Consider the following 24,237-nt stretch of genomic DNA (forward strand, 5'->3'; position numbering starts at 1 on the left):
CGGCCCGTCCGAGGTTCCTCCGCAATCCCTTTCAGCCAGGAGCGCGCCGCCCGTGTCCGACAACTTGATCTCAGCGATCCGCGGCGCGCTGGCGGAACTTCGCCCGGCCGAACGCAAGGTCGCCGAAGGCGTGCTGGCCGACCTGGACTTCGCCATCCACGCCAGCATCAGCGAACTGGCCGCGCGCGCCGGTGTGTCCGAGCCCAGCGTGACCCGGTTCTGCCGCGCGGTGGGTTGCGAGAGCCTGCGCCAGTTCAAGGTGCAGCTCGCGCACAGCCTCGCCGCGGGCGTGCCGTATCAGGCCGTCACCATCGACAAGGACGACGACACCGGCACCTTGGTGCACAAGGTCTGCGACAGCATCGCCGCGGCGCTGCAGGACGTGCGCGAACGCACCGACCCGGCCGCGCTCGACGCCGCCGCGGCGCTGATCGCCGGCGCGCGCCGGGTCTGCTGCATCGGCGTCGGCTCGGGCTCGGGCGTGGCCGCGCAGGACGCGTTCCTGCGCCTGCTGCGCCTGGACATCGCCGCCAGCGCGCACAGCGACGGCCACCTGCAACGCCTGGCCGCGGGCATGCTCGGCGAACAGGACGTGCTGCTGGCGATCTCGTTGTCCGGGCGCAGCCCCGAAGTCAACGACAGCGTGCGCATCGCCCGCGAGCACGGCGCCAAGGTCATCGCATTGACCCAGACCGGCACGCCGCTGGGCTGGGACGCGCACGTGCCGCTGCTGCTGCCGCCGTCGAGCGCGGCGACGGCGTATTCGCCGGGCGTGTCGCGGCTGATGCAGTTGGCGGTGATCGACATGCTCGCGATAGCGGTCGCGCTGCGCCAGCAACCCGCCGTGCTGGAGAAGGCGCGCCGGGCCAAGGCCGAGGTCGAGCGCGCGCAGGCGCCGGGGCGCTCGTGAGCGCAGCCGTCGCTTCGTTCGACGCGGTGATCGCCGATGCGCTGGTCTACGACGGCGACGGCGGCCCCGGCTACCGCGCCGACGTGGCCGCGCGCGACGGCCGCATCGCCGCGATCGGCGCGCCGCGCTCGCTGCGCGGGCGCATCGAGGAAGACGCGCGCGGCCTCGCGCTGGCGCCGGGCTTCATCGACGCGCACGCCCACGACGACCGCGCCGCGCTCGACGACCCGGCGATGTTCGCCAAGCTCAGCCAGGGCGTGACCACGGTGATCGCCGGCAATTGCGGCATCAGCCTGGCGCCGTGGCGCGCCGGGCGCGAGCCGCCGGCGCCGCTGTCGCTGATCGGGCGGCGCGGGGATTTCCGCTTCGACGCCTTCGCCGACTACCTCGACGCGGTCGACGCCGCGGCGCCGGCAGTGAACGTCGCGGCGCTGGTCGGCCATTCGACCTTGCGCGTGGCCGAAGTCGCCGACCTCGACCGCGCGGCCGACGCCACCGAGATCGCGCGCATGCGCGCCCGCGTCGGCGAAGCGATGCGCGCCGGCGCGCTGGGGTTGTCCAGCGGCTTGTTCTATCGCCCCAGCCGCGCCGCGCCGAACAGCGAGGTGATCGCGCTGGCCAGCGAAAGCGCCGCGCACGGCGGCGTCTACGCCTCGCACATCCGCGACGAGTACGACGGCGTGCTGGCCGCGCTCGACGAAGCCATCGATGCCGGCGAGGCCGCGCGCGCGCCGGTGATCCTGTCGCATCACAAATGCGCCGGCCCGGCCAACTGGGGCCGCACCGTGCAGACGCTGGCGCGCATCGACGAACGCCGGCGCCGGCATCCGGTCGCGCTCGACGCGTATCCCTACACGGCCGGTTCCACCGTGCTGGATCCGGACTACGTCGACGGCGTCATCCGCATCCTGGTGAGCTGGTCGCAGCCGCATCCCGAACAGGCCGGGCGCGATCTGGCCGAGATCGCGGCCGAGTGGAACCTCGATCAAAAGCAAGCCGCGCAACGCCTGCTGCCGGCCGGCGCGGTCTATTTCCAGATGCGCGAAGACGACGTGCGCCGGGTGCTGAGTTTCGACGCGACCATGATCGGCTCCGACGGCCTGCCGCACGACGCGCACCCGCATCCGCGCCTGTGGGGCGCGTTCCCGCGCGTGCTCGGCCATTACTGCCGCGAGCAAGGCCTGTTCGATCTGCCCGAGGCGATCCGGCGCATGACTTCGCTGACCGCCGACACCTTCGGCCTGCGCCGCCGCGGCCGCATCGCGCCCGGGTTGGCCGCGGATCTGGTGCTGTTCGATCCGGCCGCGATCGCCGACCGCGCGAGCTTCGCCGAACCGCGCCGGCCGGCCGCGGGCCTGCATGCCGTGTGGGTCGCCGGGGTTTGCGCGCTGCGCGACGGCGTCGCCACCGGCGAACGCCGCGGCCGGGCCTTGCGCCGTCAACACGAGCGTTACCAGGACTTCGAACATGTCTGACCCGAACGGATCGGGCATCGCCCTGATCGGCGTGGATTGGGGCTCGACCCATCTGCGCGTGCACGCCTTCGACGCGCGCGGCGGCGTGCTCGCCACCCGCGCCAGCGCGCGCGGCATGGCCTCGCTCGCGGCGCCGGCGGAATTCGCCGACGCCCTGGGCGAACTGCTCGGCAGCGAACTCGACGACGGCCGCGCGCCGATCCTGCTGGCCGGCATGGCCGGCGCGCGCGCGGGCTGGCAGGAAGCGCCGTACGCGCCGCTGCCGACCGATGCGGCGACGCTCGCCGCGATGCTGCAACCGCTGCAGTTCCGCGGCCGCCGCGCCGCCATCGTGCCCGGCGTCAGCGGGCCCAGCGACGGTTTCGTCGACGTCATGCGCGGCGAGGAGACGCAGGCGCTCGGCGTGCCGCCGGGAACGGCTCGGGTCGTTGCGCCGGGGACGCACAGCAAGTGGTTGCGCTTGGACGCGGGCGTCGTGGTCGGGTTTTCCACGTATCCGACCGGGGAGATCTACAGCTTGCTGCTCGAACGCAGCTTGCTTGGACGCGGCCTGCCCGCGAACGCGTGGTCCGAGCGCGGCTTCGTGCTCGGCCTGGACACCGCGCGCGAACGCCCGGACTGGCTGCACCAGTTGTTCGGCGTGCGCGCCCGCAACGTCCGCGACGCGGCGCCGGCCGAGGAACTGCCGGCGTTCCTGTCGGGCCTGCTGATCGGCTACGAATGCCTCGGCGCCAACCGCATCGATAAAGCCGACGCGGCCGAGGTCTGCGATGGCGAGATCGCGGTCATCGGCGGAGCGCGCGTGGCCGCGACCTATGCGCTGGCGCTGCGCCGCTACGGCCTGCCGCACTACATCATCGAAGGCGACACCGCGTTCTGCCACGGGCTGTGGCGCATCGCCCAAGCGGCCGAATACGTATGACCGAGACGACGACGAGCCGCGTCGCGACGCCGTCCGCCCTCGCGCCCTGGCTGGCCCGGGCGCCGTTCGTCGCGATCCTGCGCGGCATCACGCCCGACGAAGCGGTGCCGGTCGGCGAAGCGCTGTGGTCGGCCGGCTGGCGCATCGTCGAAGTGCCGCTGAATTCGCCCGACGCCTTCGTCAGCATCGAACGGCTGCAACGGCGTTTCGGCGATGCGATCCTGCTCGGCGCGGGCACCGTGCGGCGTTTGCACGAGGTCGACGCGCTGGCGCGGCTCGGCGCGCGCCTGATGGTCTGCCCGCACACCGACCCGGCGCTGATCGCGCACGCCAAGGCGAGCGGCCTGCTGGCCCTGCCCGGCGCGGCCACCGCCAGCGAATGCCTGAGCGCGCTCGACGCCGGCGCCGATGCGCTCAAGCTGTTTCCGGCCGACATGTTCAGTCCCGCCGCATTGGCCGCGTTGCGCGCGGTGTTGCCGGGCAGCACCGCGGTGCTGCCGGTTGGCGGCATCCGCGCCGAACGGCTGACGCCGTGGCGCGCGGCCGGCGCCGACGGCTTCGGCATCGGCAGCGCGCTGTACCGGCCCGGGCGCAGCGCCGACGAAGTCGCGCGCATCGCCCACCGCTTCAACCTCGCCTGGAATTCGCCGTGACCTGAGCCCGAGGCGGGATCGAACAAGCCGGCGATGGAGGAACCCGCAACGGCGCGAAACGCCGCTCGTCGCCTTCGCTCCGTGTTACTCGCCCTTCCCTTCGGCGCGATGCGCATAGCTGATCACGCGCGTCACCCGCCATTGGCCGCCTTCGTGGCGCCACAACATGACGAACTCGCCACGCCCCTCGCAAACGCCGCCGTCGGGCGCGCAGAAACGGTGTTCGCCGATCTCCATCGCGCCGAAGTCCGGCAACGGATAGACGCGCAAGGTGCCAGGCACCAACTCGCGCCGGATCTTTCCGCAGACGTTGCGGCGCGTGTTCTCCAGCATCGTGTCGCGGGTCCAGGTGACGCCGCCGCGGTCGTGATAGAACTCGACGTTCGGGTCGAACAGCGCGGCGTGGCGGGCCAGTTGGGCCGGGTCGGCGCAGCGGTTGAAGGAATCGAACAATTGCGCGTCGAGCCCGGCGACGCGATCGGTCAGCGCCTGGCCCTGCAGCGCGGCTTCGCTGCCTGCCTCGGCCTCGGCCTTGTCCGCGCCGGGTCCTGCGGCTGCGGCCGTCGACGACATCGCCGCGATCGCCAGCGCCGAGCATGCCGCGATCCTGAGCGCCTTGCCTGCGTGTCCCTTCATCGAAACCGTCCTGTCGCATCCGCGCCATCCGCGTGCGCCGCAGCCTAGCGCGGACAGCGCGGCGCGGCCGGGGCCAGAGGTCATTGGGCCATCCGTCATGGCCGCGCCGCGGCGCGGCCGGCGAGGTCGCGCGGACCGGGCCGGGTCAATCCTGCGCGTCGTCTTCGTCGTGCGCCGGCGGTTCGGCGTCGACCAGCGCCAGTTGCGGCCGCGCCCGCGCTTCGGCTGCGCCCTGCTCCTGAGCGGCCCGCTCCTGCGCCGCCGGCGCCTCGACGATGGCCTGGCGGATTTCCGCCAGCATCGGCAACAGGTTGTAGAACGAATTGGCGACCGCCTTGCGGCCCATCGCGGTGTAGCGGTCGCCTTCGCACAACGCGAACCAGGTCGCGTTGTGCAGGGCCTGGATCGCGCGGTCGGCCTGCGCGGCGGAAACGGTGTGGGTGCTCATGGCGGACTCCCATCGGCTGATGGCGTGCAGCGATGAGCCAATCTAGCCGAGCCCCGGTGCAGCGCCTGCGACGGCGTCGAGGAATACGCGGTCGAACAACCGGCGCGTTGTGCTGGCGATCAGTTTCGTCCTCTGCGACGCGGCGATGGAATCCTGTGCCCGCTCCGACCGGCGCGCGTCGCGCCGGTCCAGACCGCACGCATTCGCATGCGGCACATCGGGAACGTCCGCATGACCGATCTCATCGATCAGGCCCAACACTACGAAGCCATCAATCTGGCGCAGTCGCTGCAGGCGCAACAGCGCCGGGCCGAAACCTCGCAGCGCCCGGCCGCGCGCGGGCATTGCCTCAATCGCGAATGCCTGGAGCCGTTCGAGCCGGCCGCATCGGCGCGCCTGTTTTGCGGCCCGGCCTGCGCCGAGGCGCATCAGCGCCAGATGGCGTTGGCGCAGCATCGTTCAGGCCGCTGAAGATGAACGACACAACCGATGCGGGTCACAAAAACGGCGCGTTGTCCACATGAAAAGGCTGAACAGAAACCGCCGGTCAGCCGACGAACGATGCTTGACCCAGTCCGCATCTGAACCAAGTCTAAAGTCTCATTTCCTCGTGACGAAAAGTTAGGATATCGTCAAACCATTGCGCTTCACTTTTCCTTCACATTTGTGAATCAGTACAGGGATGTAACCGCATCATGAACGCCGCTTTCGACTTCGCCGCCCTCACGGCGCGGCATCAGCGCCTGCAGCAGTACCTGCAAGCCGATCCCGACAACACCGGCCTGCTCGCCGACGCCGCGTCGGCCGCGTTCGAGGCGCGCCATTTCGACGATTGCGACGCGCTGATCGCGCGCTACGCGCAGCACGCGCCGCTGCCGCCGACGCTGCGCAACCTCGCCGGCCTGTCGGCGATGTCGGCCAGCCGCTTCGATCAGGCCGAGTCGCTGTTCGCCGGCCTGCTGGCCGAATTCGACGACGCCCACCTGCGCTACAACCACGCCTACTCGGTGGCGATGCAGCAGCGCTACGCGCAGGCGCTCGACGGGCTCGACGAGGCGGTGCTGGAACAGGCGCCCGAAGCGGTTTCGTTGAAGATGCTGTGCCTGCATCACCTCGGCCAACTCGATGAAGTGGTCGCGCTCGGCGAACGCTACGCCGCGCATCCGCAGGTCGGCGCGCAGGTCAGCGGCCTGCTCGCGACCGCGCTGTTCGACGCCGACGACTTCGAACGCGCCCAGCATTACGCCGCGCTAGCGCCCGACTCGGTCGGCGGCCTCACTGTGCAAGGCCTGCTGGCGCTGCACGAGGACGACGTGGCGACCGCGCGCCAGCGGTTCGCGCTGGCGCTGGAAGCCGATCCCGGCAGCGGCCGCGCCCAGCTCGGCGAAGGCCTGGCCTGTCTGGCCGATCACGATTTCGCCGCGGCCGCGCCGCGCCTGGACCGCGCGGCCACGCTGCTGCGCAGCCACGCCGGTTCTTGGCTGTCGGCCGGCTGGGCCTATCTGATGGCCGGCCAGCCCGAGCAGGCGCGCGAGCGTTTCGAACGCAGCCTGCAGACCGACCGCGGCTTCGCCGAAGCCACCGGCGCGCTGGCCGTGGTCGATGCGATGCAAGGCCACGACGAGTCGGCCGGCCACCGCGCTGAAGTGGCGCTGCGCCTGGATCCGAACTGCCTGTCCGCGACCTACGCCCGCAGCCTGCTGCTGGCGCGTTCCGGGCGCGAGCAGGAAGGCGCCGCGCTGTACCAAGAGCTGTTGCAGCACCCGCTCGGCCAGGACGGCCCGAGCATCGCCCAGTTGATCGCACGCCGTGCCTCGCACGGCGCGATCGACTGAGCGACCGACTGCTTCCACAGGGGGACCCATGTCGGCCGACCAAGCCTTGCAGCTGATGGAACAGCTGTTCTGGAACAGTTTTCTGATCGCCGCGCCGATCCTGATCGCCACGCTGCTGGTCGGCGTGCTGATCAGCGTCTTGCAGGTGGTGACGCAGTTGCAGGAGATGAGCCTGAGCTACGTGCCCAAGCTGGGCGTGGCGGTGCTGATCGTGGTCGTGCTCGGCGGCTGGATGCTCGGGCGGCTGACCGGATTCGCCACCGAACTGTTCAAGAGCATCGCCAACCTCGGCTGACCCGATGAACGCCTACGTCGCCGCGATCGCCCTGCTGACCCTGCGCATCGGGCCGGTCTTCGTACTCTCGCCTCCGTTCTCGCTGGTGCGCGTGCCGCAGCGCGTGCGCGTGTGCCTGGTGCTGGCGCTGGCGGCGTTGCTGGCGCCGGTGCTGCCGATGGCGTTGCCGGCGAACGAAGGCGCGTTCGTGCTGTCGGCGCTGTCGGAGCTGTTGATCGGCCTGACCTTCGCGGTGTCCCTGCAAATGGCGTTCGCCGCGCTGTCGTTCGCCGGGCGCGTGCTCGACGTGCAGGCCGGCTACGGTCTGGCGCTGGTCATCGACCCGTCCACGCGCGCGCAGTCGCCGCTGTTCGGCACCCTCTTCGCCCTCGCCGCGGCGGCGATCTTCTTCGCCAGCAACGGCCATCTGGAACTGGTCCGGGTGCTGGCCGCCAGCGCCCACGCCATGCCGATCGGGCTGCCGGTGATGGCCGGCTCGCCGCAGGCGCTGATCGGTTACCTGAGCCTGCTGATGAGCACCGCGTTCGGCGCGATCGCCGCGGTCACCGTGGTGCTGTTCCTGATCGACGTCACCATCGCCCTGCTGTCGCGCGCGCTGCCGCAGATGAACGCGCTGATGCTCGGCCTGCAGGTCAAGACCATCGCCACCCTGCTGATGCTGACCGTGTCCTCCGGCCTGCTCGCGCCGGTGGCGCTGCGGCTGATCCGCCACGCGCTGGACTTCATGGCCGCGCTAGGCCCGGGGAGCGCGCCGTGAGCGAGAGCGACCTCAACAAATCCGAGCAAGCCACGCCGTACAAGCTCGAACAGGCGCGCAAGAAGGGCATGGTCGCCAAGAGCCAGGAGCTCGGCCTGGTGATCTCGCTGGCTTGCGCCGGCGGTTATCTGTACGTGCGCGGCGACGTCCTGTTCGCCCGCCTCGGCGAGCTCAACGCGCGCGCGCTGGCCGAGGCCGCCGCGCTCGACGGCGGCGGCCGCGCGTTGCTGCACTGGATGCAGCGGCTGATGCTGGAAACCGCGGCGGCGCTGGCGCCGTTGATCGGCATCGTCGCGCTCGGCGCGCTGCTGTCGAGCGTGGCCCAGACCGGCCTGCTGTTCGCGCCGGCCGCGGTCAAGCCGGACATGTCCAAGCTCAATCCGATGCAGGGCCTGAAGCGGGTGTTCTCGCTGCAGACCCTGATCGAAGCGGTCAAGGCCTGCTTCAAGATGCTGGTCTACAGCGGCCTGTGCGGGCTGCTGATCTGGCAGGCCGCGCGCGCGCTCGCCCACGCCGGCGGCGACGCCGGCCGCATCGCGGTCGCGCTGTCCGCGCTGGGCCTGAAGCTGCTGCTGTGGTTCCTGCTCGCGGCGGCGGTGTTCGCCGCGATCGACCAGATCCTGGTGCGGCGCATGTTCGCCCGGCGCATGCGCATGAGCAAGCACGAGGTCAAGCAGGAATACAAGCAGCGCGAAGGCGACCCGCGGATCAAGCAGCGGCGCAAGCAGTTGCAGCGCGAGCTGCTGCAACGCGCGCAGAGCATGCGCTCGGTGCGCGGCGCCGACGTGCTGATCACCAATCCCACCCATTACGCCATCGCGCTGAAGTACGAGCCCGCCAAGATGCTTGCTCCCACCGTCGTCGCCAAAGGTTCCGGCGAGTTCGCCCTGCGCCTGCGCAAACTGGCCTTCGTCTACGGCGTGCCGGTGATCGAATCGCGCGCGCTGGCGCGGCAGCTGTTCCACAAGACCCCGCTGGAACGCGAGGTGCCCGACGCGCTGTACCGCGACGTGGCCCAGCTGTACCTGCGCCTGCGCCGCGGCGCGGAGGCCCGCGCATGAGCGCGCTCGCTTCGAAAACCTGGCTCGGCAAGCTCGGCCGCCACGCCGATCTGGCCCTGGTCGGCGCGGTGCTCGGCATCCTGCTGATCCTGTTCATCCCGATCCCGCCGGCGCTGCTGGACCTGCTGATCCTGGTCAACTTCGCCTTCGCCCTGTCGATCCTGCTGATGACGTTCTACGTCGCCCGGCCGGTCGACTTCTCCACGTTCCCGTCGCTGCTGCTGATCGCCACGCTGTTCCGGCTCGCGCTGAACATCGCCGCGACCCGCCTGATCATGTCCGGCGCCGACGCCGGCAACGTGATCCATTCGATCGGCGACTTCGTGGTGCGCGGCAACTACGTCATCGGTTTGATCGTGTTCTTCATCCTGATCGTGGTCCAGTACGTGGTGGTCACCGCCGGCGCCCAGCGCGTGTCGGAAGTGGCCGCGCGCTTCGTGCTCGACGCCATGCCCGGCCAGCAGATGAGCATCGACGCCGACCTCAACATGGGCCTGATCGACCAGGACGAGGCCAAGCGGCGGCGCAAGGAACTGGAAAAGGAGGCCGGCTTCTACGGCTCGATGGACGGCGCCAGCAAGTTCGTAAAGGGCGACGCGATCGCCGGCATCGTGATCCTGCTGATCAACATCTTCGGCGGCTGGGCGGTCGGCGTGGCGCAGATGGGCATGCAGTGGCACGACGCGCTGCGCACCTTCACCCTGTTGACCATCGGCGACGGCATCGTCACCCAGGTGCCGGCGCTGGTCATCTCGGTCGCCACCGGCATCATCGTCACCCGTTCCTCGTCCGACAACGAGCTCAGCGCCGAAGTGGTGCGGCAGATGGTGCGCTTCCCCAAGATCCAGCTGATGGTGGTGCTGGCGCTGATGGGGCTGTTGCTGCTGCCGGGCATGCCGAAGTGGCCGCTGCCGATCCTGGCCGCGGTGGCGCTGGCGATCTGGCTGCTGTTGCGCAAGATCCAGCGCGCGGCCAAGAGCGAGCCGGCCGCCGAAACCGAGGACGCGCCGGCCGAAGCCGCCGCCAACGGCGCGGTGGCGCCGATCGAGATCGCGTTCGGCCCGGCCCTGGCCGCGGCCTGGATGCCGATGCGCAGCGTGCTGACCGACCGCATCGCCTCGTTCCGCAAGCACTATTCCAAGGACATGGGCGTGACCGTGCCGGCGGTGGCGTTCCGCGAAGAAGCCATGCCGGGCGCCAACGACTACCGCATCTACCTGTTCGGCGACCGCTTCGCCGACGCCAGCGTGCACGCCGACAAGACCCTGGCGATCCACGCCTCGGACAAGGCCGGCAAGCTCGCCGGCATCGCCACCAAGGATCCGGCGTTCGGCTTGCCGGCGGTGTGGATCGACAACGAACTCGCCGCGCAGGCGCGCCAGCTCGGCTACACCCCGATCGACCCGGTGACGGTGCTGACCACCCACGCGATCGAAGTGGTCAAGGCCAACATCGCGTCCTTGCTGACCCGCGCCGAGACCATGGCGCTGCTGGAAGGCGTGCGCACGCGCCAGCCGGGGCTGGTCGAGGAACTGGTGCCGAACGTGCTCGCGGTCAGCGACGTGCAGCACGTGCTGCAAGGCCTGCTGGAAGAAAACGTGTCGATCCGCAACATCGACCTGATCGTCGAAGTGCTGGCCGACACCGGCCGCCACGAAAAAGACCCGGCGCGACTGGTCGAAGCGATCCGCCGCCGCCTCGGCCACGGCATCTGCCGCGCGCTGCAGGGCGAGCGCGAATCGCTGTCGGTGCTGACCCTGGACCCGGCGGTCGAGAACCGCATGCTGCAAAGCCTGGCTCAGGCCGGCGACAGCAGCCACGGCTTCGTGCTCGATCCGCGTCTGGCCGAAAGCTTCCTGGCGCGGCTGCTCAAGCTCAACGAAGCGATGATGCGCAAGAACCTCACGCCCGCCTTGCTGTGCCGGCCGGAAATCCGCCGCGCGCTGCGCCAGTTCACCCGTCGCGTCGCACCGCGCCTGGCGGTGCTGTCGATGAGCGAAATCCCGCATTCGATCAGCCTGAGCTCGTTCGGCACCGTCGGCGCCGACCTGCCGCCCGCGCCGGGCGAAACGCCCGCGCCCGCCGCCGCTTCCTTCAAACCCGTCGCCGCCTGAGGATCGCCATGGACAATCTGATGCTGACGGCCACCCAGATGATCGCGCGCGAATCGCAGCGCGTGGAAGTCTCAGCCAATAACATCGCCAACGTCGCCACGCCGGGCTTCAAGCGCGAACTCGCGTTCCAGAGCGTGCTCGGCGCCGAAGCCGCGCAGCAGTTGCAGCAGCAGACGCTCGACGCCGCCACCGGCGTCGCCCCGGATGCCGGCCTGCGCGAAGGCGCGACGCAGGCGCCGGCCGCGAGCCGGGCGATGCGCCGCGCGACCGACTTCGCCGCCGGCAAGTTGCAGCACACCGGCAATCCTTACGACCTCAGCGTCACTGGGCCCGGCTTCCTGCAACTGGCGACCGCGCGCGGCTACGTCTACGCGCGCACCGCCGCGCTGCACCGCGACGGCGAAGGCCGCCTGGTCACCGCGCAAGGCTGGCGCCTGCAGGCGGCCGGCGGCGGCGACGTCACCGTGTCCGGCGAGAACTGGAAGCTGGAACGCGACGGCACCGTGCTCGATGCCGGCAATCCCGCGTCGGCGGTGCGGCTGGTCGAGTTCGAACAGCTCGACCGCCTGACCCGCGCCGGCGGCAACGCCTTCCTCGCGCCCGACGACGCGCGCATGAGCGAGCGCTTGCCCGGCGCGCAGGGCCCGGCGCTGGCCAGCGCGGTGCAGCAAGGCTACCTGGAAGCGGCCAACGTCTCGGTCGGCGACGACATGGTCCAGATCATGGAAGCGATGCGCCGCATCGAATCCGCACAAAAGCTCGTCCATGCCTACGACGACATGGTCGGCAGCGCACTGCAACGCCTCGGAGGCATGTAAGCGATGAACGGAATTTTCTATATCGGCGCGACCGGGCTGGACGCGCAGGGCAAGGCGGTGGAGACGGTCGCCAACAACGTCGCCAACATCAACACCGCCGCGTACAAGCGCGGCACGGTGTCGTTCTCGGAACTGCTCAGCGCCAGCCCGACCGACGCGGCCGCCGGCGACAACGTCGCGCGTTCGGCCGCCGGCGTCATGGCCAACCCGACCCTGCACGTGTTCGCCCAGGGCGACCTGCGCCCGACCGGCAACGACATGGACCTGGCCGTGCAGGGCGAAGGCTTCCTGGAACTGGCCGGCGGCGACGGCCGCACCACGCTGTGGCGCGGCGGCACCTTGCGGGTCGGCGCCGACGGCTATCTGACCGCGGCCAACGGCATGCCGCTGGCGGCGATGATCTCGGTGCCGGCCGATGCCGAGGCGATCCACATCGGCAAGAACGGGCTGGTGACCGCGAACCTGCGCAACGAACGCACGCCGGTGGAGATCGGCCAGATCGAGCTGACCGTGCCGGCCGACCTGCAGCGCATGGAATCGCTCGGCGACGGGCTGTACGCGCTGCCGGACGATGCGTTGTCGGCGACCCGCTCGATGCCGGGCGAGGACAAGGCCGGGCTGCTCGCGCAGGGCTTCAGCGAAGCCTCCAACATCAAGCTCGCCGACGAGATGGTCAGCCTGATGATCTATCAGCGCGCCTATGCCTCCAGCGCGCGGCTGGTGCAGATCGGCGACGAGCTGATGGGCATCGCCAACGGGCTCAAGCGCTGAGCATGGCCGTCGTCGTGCGCCCGCCGTTCGCCTTCCGCTTGCTGTCGCCGCGCGCGTGCGCGGCGCTGCTGCTCGCCGTCGCGTGCGCGCCGGCGGCGGCGGGCGTGCGCCTGGATCGCGCCGCGGAGGCCGACGCCGATGCGCCCGCAGCGACCGAGGCCGCCGACGCGCGGGCCGACGCCGGCGCGCGCGCCTGCATGCGCGTGCTGCGCCCGGTCGCGCGCGCCCAGGCCTTGCTCGCCGCCGATCTGCGCCGCGAGTCCTGCGGCGACAAGGAACCCGTGCAGCGCGCGCACTACGACCGCGACGCGGGGTTGGTGCGCGCGCCGGCCGACCTCGCCGCGGGCGACGCGCTCGCCGCGATCGCGCCGAGCCTGCTCGCCGATCTGCGCCAGGGCGACAAGGTCGCGCTCATCTACCGCGACGGCGCCATCGCAATATCCCGCGACGGCGTCGCCGCGCGCGACAGCAAGCCCGGCGCGCCGGTGCGCGTCGTCCTCGCCGACGGCGCATTCGTAACCGCGCCATCGGCGGGCGCCGCGCCCGCTTCGCAGACGCCCGCATCGCTTCAACCTTCTTCACCTCCGTCTTCGTCCCGCTCCGGGGAAACGCCATGAACCGCCGCAACCGCGCGCCGCTGTCCGGCGCGCTGCTCGCCCTGCTGATCGCCGCGCCCGCCGTCGCGCCCGCCACCGCGGCCGACCTGTACCGCGAGGAGACGTTCCAGCCGCTGACCTCCGACCGCCGCGCCCAGCGCGTCGGCGATCTGGTCACCATCCTGGTCTACGAAAACTCCAGCGCGCGCAACACCGCCGACACCACCACCAAGACCGACGTCAGCATCGGCGGCAACATCAAGACGCTCGGCGACACCAGTTCCGACTTCACTGTCGGCCTCGGCGACCGCTACGGCGGCCGCGGCCAGATCCAGCGCAGCGGCAACCTGCTCGCGCAGATCAGCGCGACCGTCACCGGCACCTTTCCGAACGGCGATCTGGCCATCTCCGGCGAGCAGCGCATCAACATCAACGGCGAGAAAACCCAGATCCGCCTGACCGGCAAGGTCCGGCCCAACGACATCGGCCAGAACAACACCGTGCTGTCGAGCCGCATCGCCGACGCGCGCATCGACTACACCGGCGACGGCTACGTCAGCGACCGCACCAAGCCCGGCTTGATCCCGCGCATCCTCGGCTGGCTGGGGCTGTGGTGAACCTCATGACCCAGACTTCCCTCTCCCGCCGCGCGCTCGCCGCGCTCGCCCTCGCCGCCGCGCTCGCCGCGGCCGCGCCCGCCGCGTTCGCCGCCGAAGACAGCGCCGCCGGCGCGGTGCGGCTGAAAGACCTCGGCCGCTTCCTCGGCCGCCGCGACAACATGCTGGTCGGCTACGGCATCGTCACCGGCCTGGCCGGCTCGGGCGACGCGCCGCGCAACCAGGCCACCCGCCAGGCGATGCAGAACCTGCTGTCGCAGTTCGACCTGACCGTGCCGCTGGAGCAGATCCAGAGCCGCAACGTGGCGATGGTGATGATCACCGCGACGCTGCCGGCCACCTCCAACATCGGCGACAAGATCGACGTCAACGTCACCTCGACCGGCGATGCGCGCAGCATCGCCGGCGGCACCCTCATCATGAGCGCGCTGCGCGGGCCGGACAAACGCGTCTACGCGCTGGCGCAAGGCCCGATCACGGTCGGCGGCTACCGCTTCGACGGCAACGGCAACCTGCGCCAGAAGAACCACCCGACCGTCGGCGTGGTGTCCGAGGGCGCGACCGTCGAAGTGCCGGTGCGCGCGCAGATCGCCGCGCGCGACGGCAAGCTCGACTACGTGCTCAAGAACAGCGACGCGGTCACCTCCGAACGCGTCGCCGCGCGCATCAACCAGGCTTTCGGCGCCGGCGCGGCGGTGTCGCTGGATCCGGAAACCGTCAGCATCCGCGCGCCGCAGGATCCGGGCCGGCTCAACGCTTACGTGGCCTCGATCGAAGCGTTGGCGGTGGTGCCCGACGTGGCGTCGCGGGTCATCATCAACGAGCGCACCGGCACCCTCGCCGCCGGCGGCGACACCCGCATCTCGCCGGTGACGATCTCGCACGGCGACCTGCGCGTGTCGATCGACACCGAGTACACCGCCTCGCAGCCGAACTTCATCGGCATCGCCGACGACTCGGTGCGCAGCCTGATCGTCGGCAACAGCCGCCTGGACGTCGACGAAGCCGGCCAGCACGTGGCCCAGACCTACAAGCAGACCACCGTGTCCGAGCTGGTCGCCAGCCTGGCCAAGGCGCGGGTCAGCACCCGCGACGTGATTTCCATCCTTCAGGCGATCAAGGCCGCCGGCGCGCTGCACGCCGACCTGATCGTCCAGTAACCGCCACGCCGCACCGAATCCACAGGGGAAGAACCATGACATCGCCGGTACTCGAAGCGATCGTAAGCAAGGCCCTGGACGGCCTGCACCTGCGCGAGGTCGCCACTTCGCACAACGTCGCCAACGCCTCCTCGCCCGGTTTCGTGCCGGTGCGGGTGAGCTTCGAAGGCCAGTTGCAGGAGCTCGCCCAGGCCACGGCCGGGCTCGCGCCGCAACAGCGCGCCGAACAGTTCGCCGCGTTGCAGCCGCAGGTCGCCGCGTCGGCCGACCCGGCCGAGCGCAGCGTCAAGATCGACCAGGAAATCGCCATCGCCTCGGAGACCTCGGTGCGCTACGCGATGCTGATCGGCATGCTCAACCGCAGCCTGCAGATCCAGCAGCTGGCGATCCGCGGGAGCTGACGGCCATGAGCGACACGCTATTCGCCATCGCCCGCTCCGGCATGGACGTCGAACGCCTGCGCATGGAAGTGATCGCGCAGAACCTGGCCAACGCCGGCGCCGCGCGCCTGCCCGGCGGCGAGGGCTACCAGCCGATGCGGCTGGTGTCCGGCCCCAACGCCGTGTCCGGCTTCGAGCAGGCGCTCGGCGACGCCGCGCGCGGCTACACCGTGCACGCGCCCGAAGCGCTGGCCGGCACCCGCAGCTACGGCGTGCAGGCCACCGCGGCGCCGCCGCGGATCGTGCACGAACCGGCCAATCCGCTGGCCGACCAGGACGGCAACGTCGCCTACCCCGGCGTCGACCACGCCGGCGAGATGGCGCTGATGGTGCAGACCCAGCGCATCTACGAGGCCAACGTCGTCATGTACAACTCCGCGCGCAGCATGTTCATGCGCGCGATGGATATCGGAGGCAACAGCCCGTGAGCATCGACGCCATCGCCGCGCTGAGCGCGGCGCAGATTTCCGCCACCGCCGCCGCAGCGGCGCCGCAAGCCGCCGCGCCGCAAGCCGCGGGCCAGAGTTTCGGCTCGATGCTGCTGGCCAACGTCATGCACGCCGACGCCTCGGTGCAGGCCGCCGAACAGGCGGTGCAGGCGTTCGCCGTCGACGGCCAGGCGCCGCCGCACCAGGTCATGCTCGCGCTGGAGGAGGCGCGCATGTCCCTGCATTTCGCCCTGCAGGTGCGCAATCGCCTGGTCGAGGGTTACCAAGAACTGATGCGCATGCAGCTCTGACATGGACACCGCCACCCAATCTCCCGCGCCCGACGGCTTGCTCGCGCGCCTTCCCGGCGACCCGCGCCAGCGCCAGATCCTGGTCGCCGTCGCCTTGTCGCTGCTGATCTTCGCCCTGCTCCTGGGCGGCTACCTGATGCTGCGCCCGAACTACATCGTGCTGTTCCGCGGGCTCAAGCCGCTGGACGCGGCGGCGGTGGTGAAGGAGCTGGAGAAGGAGAAGATCCCTTACCGCTACGACGAAGCCGCGAACGCCATCCTGGTGCCGGAAGGCGAGTCCAAGGCCGCGCGGATCAAGCTCGGCAGCGCCGACCTGCGCCTGCAGGACGTGGTCGGCCTGGAACTGTTCAAGGACTCCGACCTGGGCCTGACCGAGTTCGCGCAGAAGGTGAACTACCAGCGCGCGCTGCAGGGCGAGGTCGCGCGCACGCTGATGTCGCTGGAAGAAGTCGACATGGCGCGGGTCCACCTGACCCTGCCGGAGTCGTCGATCTTCCGCCGCGACCAGGCCAAGCCGAAAGCGTCGGTGACGATCTTCCCGAAGGGCGAGGCGCCGCTCGGCGAGGACAGCATCCGCGGCATCCAGAAGCTCGTCGCCGCGTCGGTGCCGGGGATGACGCCGGCCGACGTGATCGTGCTCGACCAGCGCGGCGCGGCCGCGACCGCGGACGAGATCGGCGAGGTGTCCGATCCCAAGTTCGCGCTCAAGCAGGCGATCGAGCGCAGCTACGAGAAGAAGATCGCCGAGCAGCTGGCGCGGGTGCTGCGCGAGACCGGCGCCACCGTCAGCGTCAACGCCGACATCAATTTCGATCAGGTCCAGACCACCCGCGAAACCGGCGTGGCGCCGCCGGCCGAGGCCGCATCGCGCGCGCTGCCGCCGTTGCCTGCGGTGGCCGGCGCCACCGCCGCGCCGGGCGCGGCCGATCCGTTGCCGCCGCTGCCGGCGTCCGCCGCGGCGCCGGTCGCGCCGGTGCGCACCAACCGCGTGCTCGAGCAGATCGTCAGCGCGCCGGGCACGGTGCGCCGGCTCAGCGTGGCGATCGTGCTGGAACAAGAGCCGCCGGCCGAGCTCGTGGACAAGTTGCAGGCGGTGGTGACGGCTTCGGCCGGCATCGACAGCAAGCGCGGCGACGTGGTGTCGATCGTGGTGCGCGATCCGGCGCTGCCGGTCGCGGCCGCGGCGACGCCGGTGCGTGCGCTGCCCGCGCTGGCGTCGGCGCGCGCGCAGGAACGGCCTGCGCCGGCGTTCGCCGCCAAGGACGCGGCGCTGATCGGCGTGGCCGCGCTGCTGCTGTTGCTCGGCGTCGTCGCCTGGCGCGTGCTGCGCCGGCGCGATCCGGCGCCGCGCCGGCTCAGCGCCGCCGAGCGCGAGGAATTCGCCGCGCGGCTCAAGCGCTTGCTCGACGCACAAGGAGAGGCGCATGTCCGCCCCTGACGCAGCACGTCCCAAGTCCGAACGCGACCTGCGCCGCGCGGTGGGCCAGCTCAGCCAGTACGCGATCGAGGACATCGAAGCGATCTGGTCGCAGCTGGATCCGCGCGAACAGGCGCAGTTGCGGCCGTTGCTGGCGCAAGCCAGCGGCTCGCTGCCCGGTTCGGCGCTGAGCGCGTTGCCGGCGGCGCCGGCCGCGCGCGAGACGCCGGTCGCCGCGGCGCTGCCGCCGGGACTCGGCGGCTACCTCGCACGCCTGCCCGAAGCGGTCGCCGCCAGCGTACTCGCCAGCTTCGATGCCAGCGCGCGCGACGCGGCGCTGCAAGCGCTGCCGGATCCGGCGCGACGCGAAACCCTGCGCGCCGCGGCCGCGCCCCTGCGCCTGCGCCCGGCCGCGCGCCGCGCCTTGCAGGCCGCGGCGCTGGCCGCCGCGCGCGAGGCCGCCCCGACGGTCGAAGCGCCGGCCGCAATCGAAGCGCCGCGCGGCCTGTCGCGGCTGTGGCGGCGGAGCGCGCGCGCATGAGCGGGCCGAAAGCGGGCGTCATCAAGGCCGACACGGTCATGGTCAGCGACGAACGCCGCTCGACCTTGCGCGAAGCCACACCCGCGCTCGCGCCGACGCCGGCCGCGCCCGCGGCGGACGCGCAAGCGCTGCGCATCGCCGAACTCGAACGCAAGCTGGCCGCCGCGCAGGCGCAGCTGGCCGCCCAGGCCAAGTCGGCCGAAACCCTGGAAAAGCAGGCCTTCGAACGCGGCCGCAGCGAGGGCGCGCAAGCCGGCCAAGCGGCTGCGCAAGACCGCTACGACGACCGCGTGCGCGCGCTGACCGAAGCGGTCAGCGGCGCGCAGGAACGCTTCGAAACCCAACTGGCCGACGTCGCCCGCGACTGGTCGCTGCAACTGGCGCAGGCCGCGCTGGCGCGCATCGTCGGCGATGCGTCCGCGCACGCCGACCTGATCGCGCGCAGCCTCGCCCATCATCTGTCGGCGCTGAGCCAGGACAGCGTGCTCGCGGTGGAAGTGTCGGCGCTGGATTTCCCCGACCGCGAGTTCCCCGACCAACCGTCGCTGCGCGCCGCCCTGTCGCGCCACGGCGCGCTGCCGCCGTGCCGGATCGACACCGATCCCGGCCGCGCCGTCGGCACCTGCATCGTCCGGCTCAAGCTCGGCCGCCTCGACCTGGGCCTGAAATCGCAGCGCCAGCGTCTGAACGCCGCGTTCGCGCAGCTGCGGGAGCGAGACTGACATGGCCGTGCGCGCGCTGCTCGATGCGATCGGCCGGGTCGACACCGCGACCCGGCTCGGCACCGTGACCCGGATCATGCCGACCTTCATCGAGGCCGACGGCCCCGGCGCGCCGCTGGGCTCGCTGTGCCGCGTGCGCGCCGGCGGCCACGGCGGCGCCGAGCTGCTGGCGGAAGTGGCCAAGGTCGAGACCGGCCGCATCACCCTGGCGCCGTACGGCCCGGTGTCGGCCGCGCATGTCGGCGACACGGTCGAAGCGCTGCGCGTGGGCGCGACGTTCCCGGTCGGCCCGCAATACCTCGGCCGCGTCGTCGACCCGATGGGCGCGCCGCTCGACGGCGGCCCCGCGATCGGCGACTGCGAACGCGACTGGCCGCTGAGCGGCGCCGCGACCGCCGCGCTGGATCGGCTGTCGCCGCGGCAACCGCTGCACAGCGGGCTGCGTGCGATCGATGCGCTGCTGACCCTCGGCGTCGGCCAGCGCGTCGGCATCTTCGCCGGCAGCGGCGTCGGCAAGACCACGCTGCTGGCCGATCTGGCCGGCAACGTGGAGGCCGACGTGTGCGTGCTGTGCCTGGTCGGCGAACGCGGCCGCGAGGCCGACGACTTCTGGCGCCACGCGCTCGACGAACGCGCGCGCCAGCGCTCGGTGATGGTGGTGGCGACCTCCGACCAGCCGGCGATCCTGCGCGCGCGCAGCGTGCTGGCGGCGCTGTCGCTGGCCGAGTATTTCCGCGCCCAGGGCAAGCACGTGCTGCTGCTGTTGGATTCGATCACCCGCTACGCCCTGGCCTTGCGCGAAATAGGTTTGGCCGCCGGCGAGCCGCCGACCGTGCGCGCCTACACCCCGAGTGTGTTCGCCGCCCTGCCCAAGGCGATCGAACGCTGCGGCGCGCTGCGCCAGGGCGGCGCGATCACCGCGCTGATGACGGTGCTGGCCGAAACCGACGACATCGACGATCCGATGACCGAAACCCTGCGCGCGCTGCTCGACGGCCACATCGTGCTGACCCGCGCGCTGGCCGAACAAGGGCATTACCCGGCCATCGACGTGCCGCGCAGCATCAGCCGGGTGTTCGCCCAGGTCACCCAGCCCGAACACCGCGCCGCGGCCAAGACCGCAGTCGCGCAGCTGTCGCTGTACGACAGCTCGCGCACCCTGGTCGAATCCGGCCTGTACGCCGACGGCAGCAATCCCGAACTCGACCGCACGCTGCGCACGCGCCCGGCGCTGATCGATTTCCTGCGCCAGGACAGCGGCCGCGCCGACACCGCCGCGGCCAGCGTCGAACGCCTGCGCGCGCTGCTCGCCGCCGGCGAAGGGGTCGCGCGATGAGCCGCGAGCGCCTGCGCCAGCTCGAAGACATCGCCCAGTTGCAGCGCCTGCGCCTGGACCGGGCGCAGCTGCGCGCCGCCGGCCTGCGCCGCGATCTGCAAAGCGCGCACTACGCCTGCGAACTGGCCGCGGCCGAGCGCGGCCGCATCGACGCGCAATGGCGCGCCGCGCTGGCGCGCAGCGAAGCCCTGGACCTGGCCGCGATCGCCGGCTGGCGCTCGCTGGCCGGCGACGCGCAAGGCCGCTGCGAACAGTGCGAGGCCGAACACCAGCGCGCGCAGGACGCGGCGGATGCGTTCGCGCACGAACTGCTGCGCGTGCGCACCCAGTCCGAGCGCGCCGACGAGGACGCCGCGCGCGAACGCGCCGCAGTGGCGCGCAAGCGCGAGGAAAAGACCGCCGACGCCGTACTCGAACGCCACAACGCCATCGGAGCCGCGCCATGAAGATCGCCGCACCGCCTGCGCCGCCGCTGCCCGCGCCCGCCGCGGGCGCCGCGCCGCGCGGGCAAGAGCGCGGACAGTTCCAGCAGCTGGTGCAGCAGCTGGAGCACGACATGTGGTCCGGCGCCGCAGCAGGCGGCGCGCCCGGCGCGGCGTCGCAGCCGCGCGCCGGCGCGGCGCGGCCGCTGGTCGCGCAGCCCGCACCGGCAGTGGTGCGGCCGCTGGCTCACCTGCGCGATCCCGAACTGCCCGCAGGCGGCGCCGAACCCGCGCCGCGCTACGACCTGCGCGACATCGTCGAAGCCGCCGCGCTGCCGACGGCGCCCGTATTCGCGACGACGAAGGCCGGCACGAACCCCACGTTCGCCGCGTTCGTCGCGCCGACGCCGACGCCGATGCGAACCAACGCCGCGAACGCGACCGACAGCGCCGCCGCGCCGACACGCGCCTTCGCCCTCGCCACGCCGCAACGCGAAGAACCCGCCGGCGAGCGCCTGAGCCTGCTGGCCGCGCCGTCCGGCTTCGGCGTCGCCCTGCGACTGCGCGAAGACCGGCCGCTGGACGCGGACCTGCTCAAGCGCGCCCTGGCGCGGGTGCTGCACGAACACGGCGCGAGCCTGATGCGCCTGACCATCAACGGAACCGACGCAAGCCTTTTCCAAGGGGAAACACGACATGGCGATTAGTCCCATCAGCGGCGGCGGCAACGCCGGCACGTCGCAACGCATCGAGTCGCTGGGCCTGGACATGCAGTCGCTGCTGCAGATCATCCTGACCCAGCTGACCTACCAGGATCCGCTCAAGCCGGTCGACAACTTCGAGTTCGTCTCGCAGCTGGCCCAGTTCACCTCGCTGGAACAAAGCCGTCAGCTCACCGACAAGATGGATCAGCTGCTGGGCGTGCAGTCGGCCACCCAGACCCTGGGCCTGCTCGGCCGCAGCGTCGACGTGCAGCAGGGCGAAGGCCTGATCTCCGGCGTGGTCAAGAACGTCTCGTTCAAGAACGGCGCGCCGGAGCTGACCATCACCACCGTCGGCGGCGAGTTCCTCGCCAACGCCTCCCTGTCCCAGATCGTGCAAGTGCGCTGAAGGAGATCGACATGCTGGACAGCATCTACATCGGCATGAGCGGCCTGACCGCCCATTCCAAGGGTCTGCAGACCATCAGCAACAACGTCGCCAACCTCAACACCCCGGGCTTCAAGACCACCACGCCGCGGTTTTCCGACCTGTACTACGGCCAGCAGTTCTTCGGCCAGGGCCCGGATTCGGCGCGCGTGGCGACCGCCGGCAGCGGCGTGGAATACGACTACGCGGCGCTGAACTTCAAGCAGGGCGAGATCCGCCGCAGCGACGGTCAGCTCGACCTGGCGATCGAAGGCCCGGGCTTCCTGGCGCTGCTGGAAGACGGCAAGGTGCGTTACGCGCGCACCGGCCAGTTCATCATCGACGACGACGGCAAGGTGCGCGAGAAGGGCAGCAAGCTGCAACTGACCACGCTCGGCCCCGACGGCACCCTGCAGCCGATCACCATCGACAAGCTGCGCTCCAGCGCGCCCAAGCCGACCTCGTCGGTCAAGATCGACGGCTCGCTGCTGTCGATGGGCAGCGCCGGCAGCGGCGGCACCAATCCGCCGACCACGGCGGAGACGTTCTCGATTCCCAACGTCGAGCTCTACGACGGCTCCGGCGCCAAGATCGTCGCCACCATCAAGCTGACCCGCGACACCGTTTCGCCGCCGATCGGCACCAACGGCGCGCGCTGGCAGGTCGTCTTGCTGGACAAGGACTCCAAGACGCTCGGCCAGGGCGAGATCCGCATGATCGGCAGAACCCCCGAGCCGGGCGCCGACCGCATCACGGTCACCCTGACCTCGGCCAACGGCGTCGCCAGCAGGCTCGATCTGGATTTCTCCAGCATCCAGTACCTCAGCGGCAACACCAACAACTCCGGCCTCAAGGTCTCCAAGATCGACGGCTACGGCGCGGGCACGATGTCGGCGCTGCGCGTGGACGACAAGGGCGCGCTGGTCGTGGACTACTCGAACGGCCAGAAGGAAGAACTCGGCACGGTGGCGATGGCCGACTTCGCCGACCCGCAGCGGCTGGTGCAGCTCGGCGACGGTGTGTTCGACGCCTCGCAGCTGCCGCCGCCGATCTTCGTCGGCAGCAAGCAAGGCGCCGGCACCTTGTCGTCGGGCGTGATCGAGGCCTCCAACGTCGACCTGTCGACCGAGTTCGGCCGCCTGATCCTGATCCAGCGCGGCTTCCAGGCGTCTTCGCAAGTCATCAGCACCGCCAACGAAATGATCATGCAGCTGTTCCAGATGAAGAGCGGCCAAGGATGAGCGCCGCGACTGCAACGTCTGCACGCGAAAGCGCCGCGGCGCCGCGCTGGCGGCCGCTCGGACAAGCCGATGCCGACTGGCTGCGCGAACGCGCAGCCGCGGCGTTGCGTGCGTGGCAGGACGACTGGCTCGACGCCGGCGCGTTCGAAGTGCTCGACGCGCAGGCCTTCGCTTCGGGCCAGCCGGCCTCCGCCGGCGGCGCCTGCTGGCGCGCCGGCGCGCAGCTGACGGCGCGCACCGAGCCCGGCGCGTGGAAGCGCCACGCGCTGGCGGCGATGGCCTTGTCGGCGCAGGCCGAGGCGGTGCCCGACGAGTTGCTCGAACCGGTGCAGGAGCAACTGCTCGACGCGCTGCTCTCGCGCCTCGCCGCCGCGTTGCTGGACGGCGCCGCGGACAGTCTCGCCGCATTCGAACGCGCGGCGCCGGGAACCGACAGCGGTTTCGCCGCCGGCGGCGTGCGCCTGCGCATCGGCACCGCGCGCGATCCGCAACTGCTCGACCTGGATTGCGCGGCCGAACTGGCGTGGCGGCGGCCGCTCGCCGCCGCGCCGGCGGCGAAGCGGGCCGAGCCCGCCGCGCGCGCCGCCGCGCTCGGCGACAACACCGTGCAGCTCTCGGCCGTGCTCGGCAGCTGCGAACTCACCGCGCTGCAACTCAGCGAACTGGCGGTCGGCGACGTGCTGACCACCGCGCAGCTGTTGCACGAACCGATCCAGCTGCGCCTGCACGCCGACGGCGCCGCGCCGCGCACCATCGCCCACGGCCGGCCGGGACGCGCGCAACAGCGGCTCTCGATCCAGCTCACCACCCTTCAGCAGAAGTGAACCCCATGAATACCCCGCTCGGCGTCAGCAAGATCGACATCATGCAGATCGACCTTCCCGAACACGCGGCCGCCGCGCCGGTCGCCGGCGACAAGCCGGGCCAGCGCATTCCGCTGGACATGCTCGGCGAGATCGCGGTCAAGGTCGAAATCCAGCTCGGCACGGCCCGGCTCACGGTCAAGGAACTGATGGCCTTGCAGGCCGGTTCGATGCTGACCCTGGACCAGCACCTGTCGCAGGACGTGGACGTGCTGCTCAACGAACGCGTGGTCGCGCGCGGCGAAGTGGTCGCGGTCGGCGATCACTTCGGCGTGCGGATCAAGCAGCTCGGCGCCGCCTGAGCGCCCCGTCCGCCGCGG

Annotated in this window: 30 protein-coding genes; 27 read left to right on the top strand and 3 right to left on the bottom strand. The window is 71.3% G+C overall.

Annotated features, from left to right (window positions below; genetic code table 11):
• Positions 1–52 precede the first annotated feature (52 nt).
• Genes JHW38_RS13605 through JHW38_RS13620 form a run of 4 tightly spaced genes read left to right on the top strand, consistent with a single transcriptional unit; the run spans position 53 to position 3,960 of the window.
• Positions 53–910 carry a MurR/RpiR family transcriptional regulator gene (locus JHW38_RS13605; protein ID WP_207521862.1) on the top strand — a complete coding sequence of 286 codons (858 nt, stop codon included), beginning with the start codon at positions 53–55 and terminating at the stop codon, positions 908–910.
• A complete protein-coding gene (locus JHW38_RS13610) occupies positions 907–2,385 on the top strand; it encodes an N-acyl-D-amino-acid deacylase family protein (protein WP_207521863.1) in 1,479 nt (492 codons plus the stop codon). Before JHW38_RS13605 ends, JHW38_RS13610 begins: the two co-directional genes overlap by 4 nt.
• Complete coding sequence (locus tag JHW38_RS13615) at positions 2,378–3,307, top strand: 2-dehydro-3-deoxygalactonokinase (RefSeq protein WP_207521864.1); 930 nt, start codon at positions 2,378–2,380, stop codon at positions 3,305–3,307. Before JHW38_RS13610 ends, JHW38_RS13615 begins: the two co-directional genes overlap by 8 nt.
• Entirely contained in the window at positions 3,304–3,960 is a 657-nt protein-coding gene (locus JHW38_RS13620) for a 2-dehydro-3-deoxy-6-phosphogalactonate aldolase (RefSeq protein ID WP_207521865.1), read from the top strand. The genes JHW38_RS13615 and JHW38_RS13620 overlap by 4 nt, the downstream gene beginning before the upstream one ends.
• Before the next feature lie 84 nt (positions 3,961–4,044).
• On the opposite strand, the gene JHW38_RS13625 is transcribed toward JHW38_RS13620, so the two are convergent.
• The 3 genes from JHW38_RS13625 to JHW38_RS13635 all read right to left on the bottom strand — a co-directional run bounded on the left by JHW38_RS13625 (position 4,045) and on the right by JHW38_RS13635 (position 5,500).
• Positions 4,045–4,596: a nuclear transport factor 2 family protein gene (locus JHW38_RS13625; protein WP_207521866.1), complete on the bottom strand. Its 552-nt coding sequence runs from the start codon at positions 4,594–4,596 to the stop codon at positions 4,045–4,047.
• 145 nt (positions 4,597–4,741) lie between these two features.
• Positions 4,742–5,044 (bottom strand): hypothetical protein, encoded by a 303-nt coding sequence (locus JHW38_RS13630; RefSeq protein ID WP_207521867.1) that lies wholly within the window; start codon positions 5,042–5,044, stop codon positions 4,742–4,744.
• A gap of 42 nt (positions 5,045–5,086) precedes the next feature.
• Positions 5,087–5,500 (bottom strand): hypothetical protein, encoded by a 414-nt coding sequence (locus tag JHW38_RS13635; RefSeq protein WP_207521868.1) that lies wholly within the window; start codon positions 5,498–5,500, stop codon positions 5,087–5,089.
• Positions 5,501–5,739: 239 nt separating this feature from the next.
• On the opposite strand from JHW38_RS13635, the gene JHW38_RS13640 reads away from it, so the two are divergent.
• From JHW38_RS13640 to fliN, 23 genes are read left to right on the top strand one after another with little or no spacing between them, the layout of a single operon-like run.
• A complete protein-coding gene (locus tag JHW38_RS13640) occupies positions 5,740–6,879 on the top strand; it encodes a tetratricopeptide repeat protein (RefSeq protein WP_207521869.1) in 1,140 nt (379 codons plus the stop codon).
• A gap of 28 nt (positions 6,880–6,907) precedes the next feature.
• Positions 6,908–7,174 carry a flagellar biosynthetic protein FliQ gene (locus JHW38_RS13645; protein ID WP_207521870.1) on the top strand — a complete coding sequence of 89 codons (267 nt, stop codon included), beginning with the start codon at positions 6,908–6,910 and terminating at the stop codon, positions 7,172–7,174.
• A gap of 4 nt (positions 7,175–7,178) precedes the next feature.
• Positions 7,179–7,931 (top strand): flagellar biosynthetic protein FliR, encoded by a 753-nt coding sequence (locus JHW38_RS13650; protein ID WP_207521871.1) that lies wholly within the window; start codon positions 7,179–7,181, stop codon positions 7,929–7,931.
• Positions 7,928–8,992 (top strand): EscU/YscU/HrcU family type III secretion system export apparatus switch protein, encoded by a 1,065-nt coding sequence (locus JHW38_RS13655; RefSeq protein WP_207521872.1) that lies wholly within the window; start codon positions 7,928–7,930, stop codon positions 8,990–8,992. Before JHW38_RS13650 ends, JHW38_RS13655 begins: the two co-directional genes overlap by 4 nt.
• Entirely contained in the window at positions 8,989–11,106 is a 2,118-nt protein-coding gene (locus JHW38_RS13660; protein ID WP_207521873.1) for a flagellar biosynthesis protein FlhA, read from the top strand. The genes JHW38_RS13655 and JHW38_RS13660 overlap by 4 nt, the downstream gene beginning before the upstream one ends.
• A gap of 8 nt (positions 11,107–11,114) precedes the next feature.
• Positions 11,115–11,924, top strand: a complete 810-nt coding sequence (locus tag JHW38_RS13665) for a flagellar hook-basal body protein (RefSeq protein WP_207521874.1) — start codon at positions 11,115–11,117, stop codon at positions 11,922–11,924.
• Between the two features lie 3 nt (positions 11,925–11,927).
• A complete protein-coding gene (locus JHW38_RS13670) occupies positions 11,928–12,695 on the top strand; it encodes a flagellar hook-basal body protein (RefSeq protein WP_207521875.1) in 768 nt (255 codons plus the stop codon).
• Between the two features lie 2 nt (positions 12,696–12,697).
• Complete coding sequence (locus JHW38_RS13675) at positions 12,698–13,312, top strand: hypothetical protein (protein ID WP_207521876.1); 615 nt, start codon at positions 12,698–12,700, stop codon at positions 13,310–13,312.
• Entirely contained in the window at positions 13,309–13,908 is a 600-nt protein-coding gene (locus JHW38_RS13680) for a flagellar basal body L-ring protein FlgH (RefSeq protein ID WP_207521877.1), read from the top strand. Before JHW38_RS13675 ends, JHW38_RS13680 begins: the two co-directional genes overlap by 4 nt.
• A 5-nt stretch (positions 13,909–13,913) precedes the next feature.
• Positions 13,914–15,068 (top strand): flagellar basal body P-ring protein FlgI, encoded by a 1,155-nt coding sequence (gene flgI, locus JHW38_RS13685; RefSeq protein WP_207521878.1) that lies wholly within the window; start codon positions 13,914–13,916, stop codon positions 15,066–15,068.
• A 35-nt stretch (positions 15,069–15,103) separates the two neighbouring features.
• Complete coding sequence (locus JHW38_RS13690; protein ID WP_207521879.1) at positions 15,104–15,469, top strand: flagellar basal body rod protein FlgB; 366 nt, start codon at positions 15,104–15,106, stop codon at positions 15,467–15,469.
• A 5-nt stretch (positions 15,470–15,474) separates the two neighbouring features.
• On the top strand, positions 15,475–15,936 hold the full coding sequence (locus JHW38_RS13695) for a flagellar basal body rod protein FlgC (protein WP_207521880.1): 462 nt from the start codon (positions 15,475–15,477) through the stop codon (positions 15,934–15,936).
• Positions 15,933–16,247 carry a flagellar hook-basal body complex protein FliE gene (gene fliE, locus JHW38_RS13700; RefSeq protein WP_207521881.1) on the top strand — a complete coding sequence of 105 codons (315 nt, stop codon included), beginning with the start codon at positions 15,933–15,935 and terminating at the stop codon, positions 16,245–16,247. Before JHW38_RS13695 ends, fliE begins: the two co-directional genes overlap by 4 nt.
• A 1-nt stretch (position 16,248) precedes the next feature.
• Complete coding sequence (gene fliF / locus JHW38_RS13705; protein ID WP_207521882.1) at positions 16,249–17,685, top strand: flagellar basal-body MS-ring/collar protein FliF; 1,437 nt, start codon at positions 16,249–16,251, stop codon at positions 17,683–17,685.
• On the top strand, positions 17,672–18,205 hold the full coding sequence (locus JHW38_RS13710; RefSeq protein ID WP_207521883.1) for a hypothetical protein: 534 nt from the start codon (positions 17,672–17,674) through the stop codon (positions 18,203–18,205). Before fliF ends, JHW38_RS13710 begins: the two co-directional genes overlap by 14 nt.
• Positions 18,202–18,927: a hypothetical protein gene (locus tag JHW38_RS13715; protein WP_207521884.1), complete on the top strand. Its 726-nt coding sequence runs from the start codon at positions 18,202–18,204 to the stop codon at positions 18,925–18,927. Before JHW38_RS13710 ends, JHW38_RS13715 begins: the two co-directional genes overlap by 4 nt.
• A 1-nt stretch (position 18,928) precedes the next feature.
• Complete coding sequence (locus JHW38_RS13720; RefSeq protein ID WP_207521885.1) at positions 18,929–20,263, top strand: FliI/YscN family ATPase; 1,335 nt, start codon at positions 18,929–18,931, stop codon at positions 20,261–20,263.
• On the top strand, positions 20,260–20,709 hold the full coding sequence (locus tag JHW38_RS13725; protein ID WP_207521886.1) for a hypothetical protein: 450 nt from the start codon (positions 20,260–20,262) through the stop codon (positions 20,707–20,709). Before JHW38_RS13720 ends, JHW38_RS13725 begins: the two co-directional genes overlap by 4 nt.
• Entirely contained in the window at positions 20,706–21,392 is a 687-nt protein-coding gene (locus JHW38_RS13730; RefSeq protein WP_207521887.1) for a hypothetical protein, read from the top strand. Before JHW38_RS13725 ends, JHW38_RS13730 begins: the two co-directional genes overlap by 4 nt.
• Positions 21,382–21,795, top strand: coding sequence for a flagellar hook capping FlgD N-terminal domain-containing protein (locus JHW38_RS13735; RefSeq protein WP_207521888.1), 414 nt, complete (start codon positions 21,382–21,384; stop codon positions 21,793–21,795). The genes JHW38_RS13730 and JHW38_RS13735 overlap by 11 nt, the downstream gene beginning before the upstream one ends.
• 11 nt (positions 21,796–21,806) lie before the next feature.
• A complete protein-coding gene (locus JHW38_RS13740; protein ID WP_207521889.1) occupies positions 21,807–23,054 on the top strand; it encodes a flagellar hook-basal body complex protein in 1,248 nt (415 codons plus the stop codon).
• Complete coding sequence (locus JHW38_RS13745; protein ID WP_207521890.1) at positions 23,051–23,878, top strand: FliM/FliN family flagellar motor switch protein; 828 nt, start codon at positions 23,051–23,053, stop codon at positions 23,876–23,878. Before JHW38_RS13740 ends, JHW38_RS13745 begins: the two co-directional genes overlap by 4 nt.
• Before the next feature lie 5 nt (positions 23,879–23,883).
• Positions 23,884–24,219, top strand: coding sequence for a flagellar motor switch protein FliN (fliN, locus tag JHW38_RS13750; protein ID WP_207521891.1), 336 nt, complete (start codon positions 23,884–23,886; stop codon positions 24,217–24,219).
• The last annotated feature ends 18 nt before the right edge of the window (positions 24,220–24,237 follow it).

Source organism: Lysobacter enzymogenes (assembly GCF_017355525.1).
GTDB lineage: Bacteria > Pseudomonadota > Gammaproteobacteria > Xanthomonadales > Xanthomonadaceae > Lysobacter > Lysobacter enzymogenes_C.